This is a genomic window from Sporosarcina koreensis, assembly GCF_001531445.1.
GTDB lineage: Bacteria > Bacillota > Bacilli > Bacillales_A > Planococcaceae > Sporosarcina > Sporosarcina koreensis_C.
Map to the genome: position 1 here is coordinate 1 of NZ_LQYA01000102.1, position 4,059 is coordinate 4,059.

6 protein-coding genes are annotated in these 4,059 nt (G+C 45.6%); all 6 read right to left on the reverse strand.

All coding sequences use genetic code 11. The features are described 5' to 3' along the window. Positions 1-227, reverse strand: a 227-nt coding sequence (locus AWV70_RS24550) for a site-2 protease family protein (protein WP_235588643.1), incomplete at its 3' end; no start/stop codon positions are given. Then, entirely contained in the window at positions 224-772 is a 549-nt protein-coding gene (locus AWV70_RS12125) for a M23 family metallopeptidase (protein WP_060207413.1), read from the reverse strand. The genes AWV70_RS24550 and AWV70_RS12125, both read right to left, overlap by 4 nt. A gap of 277 nt (positions 773-1,049) precedes the next feature. Continuing rightward, on the reverse strand, positions 1,050-1,847 hold the full coding sequence (minD, locus tag AWV70_RS12130; RefSeq protein WP_060207416.1) for a septum site-determining protein MinD: 798 nt from the start codon (positions 1,845-1,847) through the stop codon (positions 1,050-1,052). 1 nt (position 1,848) lies between these two features. Further along, on the reverse strand, positions 1,849-2,520 hold the full coding sequence (gene minC / locus AWV70_RS12135; protein WP_060207417.1) for a septum site-determining protein MinC: 672 nt from the start codon (positions 2,518-2,520) through the stop codon (positions 1,849-1,851). Positions 2,521-2,544: 24 nt separating this feature from the next. After that, on the reverse strand, positions 2,545-3,063 hold the full coding sequence (gene mreD, locus AWV70_RS12140; RefSeq protein ID WP_060207419.1) for a rod shape-determining protein MreD: 519 nt from the start codon (positions 3,061-3,063) through the stop codon (positions 2,545-2,547). Next, entirely contained in the window at positions 3,060-3,956 is an 897-nt protein-coding gene (gene mreC / locus AWV70_RS12145; RefSeq protein WP_060207421.1) for a rod shape-determining protein MreC, read from the reverse strand. Before mreC ends, mreD begins: the two co-directional genes overlap by 4 nt. Between the last annotated feature and the right edge of the window lie 103 nt (positions 3,957-4,059).

Consider the following 4,059-nt stretch of genomic DNA (forward strand, 5'->3'; position numbering starts at 1 on the left):
ATTCTTTGTCTTTTCCCGTAAGCATGACGGTCAGGTATGCGAAGTTCTCCTCCGTAGGGCATGATCGTGCATGACCTAACCTTCATGCCTGACATTTTTGCAGCGAAAATATGACCTGCCTCATGGAAGAGAAGTGAAATAAAAACAAGAGCGTAAAACGCCAAGCCACCTGTAACCATCAGCACAAGGAAAAAAGGCGCCAAAATGGGGTGAAGGTGTAATTTCATTTTGTATCTTCCGAGAAATAGGTAGCCAAAATTTCAGCTTCCAACACGACCCCTTCCCGCTTCACTTTCAAATAGATTGCTTCTTCGTTCATAAGGGCAAGCGTGTCCCCCCTTTTCACTGTCGAATAGGGAAGCTTCGAAATCGATCCGACAAATCCGTACGTCACTTCGTCCCCGTCATCGTACAATACGGTGATCGTCTTGCCCGATTGCCGGGTAAAGCCTGTGAATACGATAAGCCCGTCCCCTTGCGCTGTAATCGGCATCGAATGGGCATAAGACGCAATTACACCATCCTTATAAGGCTGCATCGATTCGTACGCGGCAAAAGGAATCTCCTCTACAGGATCGGCAGAAACAGTGATTGTATCCTCCTGCTCGCCGATGATGGAAGAAACCCACTTTTTCATGACGATGAAATCTTTGCCTGTCGTTATATATTGCGTAACAGGCTTTTTGATAACTCCGATTTCTTCTAATTTGGCAAAGCTGAATACGCCAATCGCTACTATAATTGCAATGAACCATTTTGTTTTCCATTTCACCCCGCCACACCACCTTTTTTCTCAGTATATGACGGGTGTAGGATGATTATTATGGGCAAATGTCCAAGTATGCTCTTTATTATCTATTAGTAATAACCGCTCCAGGTGGACGCTTTCCGCGGGCGAGGCTAAGCCTCCTCAGTCGCTACGCTCCCTGCGGGGTCTCAGCTGTCTCGCTTTTCCCGCCGGAGTCGCCACCTTCCGCTCATTCTCAACTTAATTCTCCACTTACAAGAAAAAACTATAAAAAAAGAACCCCTGATGACAAGGGTTCTGGTTATTTTGCGAATAAGGATTTCAGTTTGCCGAAGAATCCTGGACTTCCTTCATCGAGTGACATGAGCGGAACGGATTCGCCTAAAATACGGCGAGCGATGTTCCGGTAACCGATCGCTGCCGGGTTCGATGGATCCATGACGACAGGTTCGCCTTTATTCGACGAGGAAATTACTTTTTCGTCATCGAGGACGATGCCAAGCAAATCGATCGATAAATGAGTCGTGATTTCATTGACATCCAAAGCATCGCCGCTATTGACGAGACGGCTTTTGATACGATTGATGATCAATTTAGGAGGCTCGATATCCTCCTGCTCCAACAATCCGATAATTCGATCCGCGTCGCGAACCGCCGAAATTTCTGGCGTTGTAACTACGATAGCACGATCTGCTCCTGCGACAGCATTCTTATATCCTTGCTCGATGCCTGCAGGGCAGTCAATCAAAATGTAGTCGTAATCGCGTTTCAATTCAGTGATCAGTTCCTTCATTTCTCCCGGTTCGACTGCATTCTTATCTGTAGTCTGGGCAGCCGGAAGCAAAAAGAGCCCATCTTCAAAACGCTTGTCCTTGACGAGTGCCTGATGGATTTTGCATCGACCTGCGATCACATCGACAAGATCGTAAATGATACGGTTTTCAAGACCGAGGATGACGTCCAGATTGCGAAGGCCGATATCCGTATCAACAAGACATACCTTTTTACCTTGTAGAGCCAATGCTGTCCCAAGATTTGCAGATGTCGTCGTTTTACCGACTCCACCTTTTCCTGACGTTATTACGATTGCTTCACCCACACTAGCTCCCTCCTTTGAATGTTGACAGATTTGGCCGCAGAATCCGTAGCTCCTGTAAACGGTCGATGGCAATGAAACCGTTAGAATGTATGTATGCGCATTCCATCTCCGGTTGTTCCGACAAAATCGTCAGTTCATCAGTCATCGTTTCCAACTTATCCGCTATCATCAAATGCGTCGCTTCAAGCCACGAAGCCGCGATGACCGCCTCTTCATTGCCAGTTGCACCTGCATGTGCGATTCCTTTTAATCTACCTAATATATAAATGCTCCCAGCAGCCACTACCCGACCATTCGGATTGACGTCGCCAATGACGACAAGATCGCCGTCAGCCTTTACGACCTGTCCTGAGCGGACGATGCCGATATACGTCTCCGATTGATTCTCAAGCACTTTTTGGTTGCACTCTTCGATTGTAATGACCTCGCTCTGAATCTTGGAAACCCGTAAATGCGGCGATTCGTGCACGACATTCATGATTTCCTTCAGTTCCTCTTCATTACAATAGCGGTTCCCAATATGGACCTTCACTTCAGCAAGCCCTTCCAGACTATTTTCGCTGACTTTATTGCGGAGTTCTGCAATCATGTCCGAATAAGCGCATTTGTCGTCAAGTCGGAGGACAAGCCCGTCTTTTGTCCCTTTTATTGTTACATAGTGCTGTTTCGTCATTTGCGTCCCTCACAGTTTCCTTGATTATATTCCGGCTTTCTGCATTCCTAATTCATCGATCAGCCGTTTGAACAGATAGCCGAACATCCCGACAAAGATGGAATTGGCGACCATTGTCGGCATAAGCCGTAGCACGATGAACTCTTCAAAACCGATAGCGGTCAGTGCAATCAGGCTCGCAAAAAAGAATGACATTAGTTCAAGCAGCGCAACCATCGCTAATGATAAAAGCATGACTGTTATGATATGGCGATGGATCTGCCTAATGATCAAAGCAGCAAAATAACAAATCACCGGATATAAAAAAGTATATACTCCAATAATATCAATGTGATACATATCATACAAGAGTCCAAGTATGATTCCGTAAAGGATTGCACGTTTGCGACCATAATAGGCGGTGATGAAAATCAGATAAACGATAACAAAACGGGGAACGAGCGTGTAAGAAACATCGGCGATCGATATCGGCGAGAAAAGACTGAATACCGGCTCGAGAAAAAATAATATGACAGCAATAAGAGGGATTATGAACCTAATCATGATTCATCCTCCCCCTCTTCGTCCTCATCAGGGACTATACCGTCCGTACCACTCGTAACGCCGGTTGACCTCTGTACTACCATTACATGATCCAACATAGAGAAATCTGCTGCCGGACGAATATACGCCAACTTGGTCAATCCGAAATCATCTGTTGACACTTCGGTCACTTCACCGATGAGCAAACCTTTCGGAAAAATTCCGCCTAAACCGGATGACTCGACCTTTTGTCCTTCCTTGACGTCAAAATTAGAATCGATACGCTTCATTATCAATTCGCCGCGTGCTGGGTCATATCCTTCAATCAAACCGAAAATCGCTTCTTCACCAGGAATGACTGCAGCAACCCGGAAGTTGCTGTTTTCAGTCGATAACAGTTCCACTGTTGATGTGAAAGCAGTGACGAGCACGACTTTTCCGATGAGGCCGTTTGCAGTTATGACAGCCCTATTGAGCTCTACGCCTGCAGCGGCGCCTTTATCGATGACTATTTTTTCTTCCCATTGATCGGGATTACGGGAAATAACAGTCGCCTGGATCGGCTCGTATTCACGTAGGCTATCTTTCTTGTCTACGATTTCACGCAGCTTTTTATTATCCGCTTTTACATCTGCCAGCTCCGCTTGAGTAGAGGCATATTCTTTTAATCGCGCTTTTAAATGCTTATTTTCTTCATATGTATTCAAAATGCCATCGATTTTATCTAATGTGCCTGTAATATAATGTGCCGGTTTCGAGAAAAGAGATTGCCCGAAACCGACGACGTCTTTCACTATTTGCTCTGGAAGGGTGGCATTCTGCCTGTCTTTTAAGGAGAATGAAATCAATGCCACGAGGACAATGATGCCCACAAGCAGCAAAATCAACCGTTTATTCGAAAAAAATCGCGGCATTGCCCAAATCCTCCCTCATTACCTAACTTGCATCTTTTTGATCACTTCGAAATTATCAAGCGCTTTACCCGTTCCGATTGCTACACAATCAAGCGGATCTTCA

Coding starts and splice junctions, on each gene's coding strand:
- minC (WP_060207417.1), bottom strand. CDS start 2,520: ATGACGAAACAGCACTATGTAACAATAAAAGGGACAAAAGACGGGCTT.
- mreD (WP_060207419.1), bottom strand. CDS start 3,063: ATGATTAGGTTCATAATCCCTCTTATTGCTGTCATATTATTTTTTCTC.
- mreC (WP_060207421.1), bottom strand. CDS start 3,956: ATGCCGCGATTTTTTTCGAATAAACGGTTGATTTTGCTGCTTGTGGGC.